This window comes from Stieleria sp., from assembly GCF_041595215.1.
In the GTDB taxonomy this organism is placed as follows: Bacteria; Planctomycetota; Planctomycetia; order Pirellulales; family Pirellulaceae; genus Stieleria; species Stieleria magnilauensis.
This window is the reverse complement of sequence record NZ_JBFHKV010001428.1, coordinates 1-1,732: the sequence shown is the minus strand read 5'-3', so window position 1 is coordinate 1,732 and position 1,732 is coordinate 1. Positions and strand designations below refer to the sequence as shown.

Here is a 1,732-nt window from a genome sequence, read left to right as displayed (position 1 = left end):
GAAGCAGGAGCTGATCTTTGCCGTCTTGAAGCACCGCATGAAAGTCGGTGGTTTGATGTATGGCGAAGGGACGCTGGAGATCCTGCCCGACGGGTTCGGGTTTCTGCGGAGCAGCAAACATCATTACGTCTCGTGTCCCGACGACATCTATGTTTCGCCCAGCCAAATTCGACGCTTCGGACTGCAAACCGGCAGCCATGTCGCCGGCCAGATCCGTCCGCCCAAAGAAAACGAACGCTATTTCGCCCTGCTGCGAATCGAGGCGATCAATCGACGCGACCCCTCGCAACGCAACGCCGCGATCCCGTTTGAGGACCTGACGCCGTTGCATCCCGATCGTCGGATCATGATGGAACACGAAGGCGGCGAGATGTCCACACGCGTGGTCGACATGTTGACGCCGATCGGGTTTGGACAACGTGGTTTGATCGTCAGCCCACCCCGTGCCGGCAAAACCGTGCTGATGCAAAACATGGCTCGCGCGGTCCTGGCGAACTATCCCGAAGCCTATGTGTTTATTCTGCTGATAGATGAACGTCCCGAAGAAGTGACGGACATGGAACGCGAAGTCCGTGGGCCGCAGTGCGAAGTCATCAGCAGCACGTTTGACGAACCCGCCCAGCGACACATCCAAGTCGCTCAGATGGTGATCGAAAAAGCCAAACGGATGGTTGAAGCCGGCGTCGACGTGGTCGTCTTCCTCGATTCGATCACGCGGCTGGCCCGGGCCCACAACAGTGACGGCGAATCCACCGGCAAGTTGCTCAGCGGCGGACTGGATGCCGGCGCGATGCAGAAACCCAAGTCGATCTTTGGCTCGGCCCGAAAAACCGAAGAGGGCGGGTCGCTGACGATCATCGCCACCGCGTTGGTCGATACCGGCAGCAAGATGGATGACGTGATCTTTGAGGAATTCAAAGGGACCGGAAATCTGGAAATCGTCTTGGACCGGGCGCTGGTGGATCGACGGATCTGGCCGGCAATCGACATCAGCCGAAGCGGCACGCGCCGCGAAGAAATGCTGCTGGACAAAGAGGAGTTCAAACGGATCTCTGCGGTGCGACGCGCGTTGTCCGAGGTCTCGCCGGTCGATGCCATGGACGACCTGATCAAACGGTTGAAAAAGACACAGAACAATGCCGAGTTTTTGCTGAGCGTGAAGGATGTTGACTGAGATTACGGGTGTTGATGGCCAGCTGCCCTCCGGCAAAATTGTCATCGTCGCCAGTCGCTATAACGAAGGCATTTGTGATTCACTGGTCCGCGGCAGCGTCGAAACGCTGACCGAAGCCGGCTACACCGAAGCCGACCTGGAGATCATCCGCGTCCCCGGTGCCTGGGAACTGGTCATGGTGGCCGCCAATGCACTCGACCGCGACGATGTGCTCGGCGTTGTCACGCTCGGCTGCGTGATCAAGGGCGAAACGACGCACGATGAACATATCAATCGCAGCGTCAGCGATGCGGTGATGCAATTGGGTGTCCAAACCCGCAAACCCATCGGTTTTGGACTACTGACCTGCAACACGTTCGAACAAGCGCTTCAACGTAGCGGCGGAACGGTCGGCAACAAAGGCAACGAAGCCGCCGAGGCGGTGGTGGAATTGTTGCGATTGGCTGTCAAGTTGGAAGCTTGAGCCATCAAACCGTTGTTCTCTCAGTCCCGAGTTGGAGATTGGGGGGCAAAACGATAGGGGCAAAACGATAAAGTGGGGAGCGTCTGTCGACGACT

The 1,732-nt window shown here is 58.0% G+C and carries 2 protein-coding genes; both read left to right on the top strand.

Features of this window, described 5'->3' with window-relative positions:
* Positions 1 to 1,174, top strand: a 1,174-nt coding sequence (rho, locus tag ABX749_RS31835) for a transcription termination factor Rho (RefSeq protein WP_372899581.1), incomplete at its 5' end; no start/stop codon positions are given.
* The gene (gene ribH / locus ABX749_RS31830) at positions 1,167 to 1,637 is read left to right on the top strand and encodes a 6,7-dimethyl-8-ribityllumazine synthase (protein WP_372899582.1); all 471 of its coding nucleotides are present in this window, start codon (positions 1,167 to 1,169) and stop codon (positions 1,635 to 1,637) included. The genes rho and ribH, both read left to right, overlap by 8 nt.
* Positions 1,638 to 1,732 lie beyond the last annotated feature (95 nt).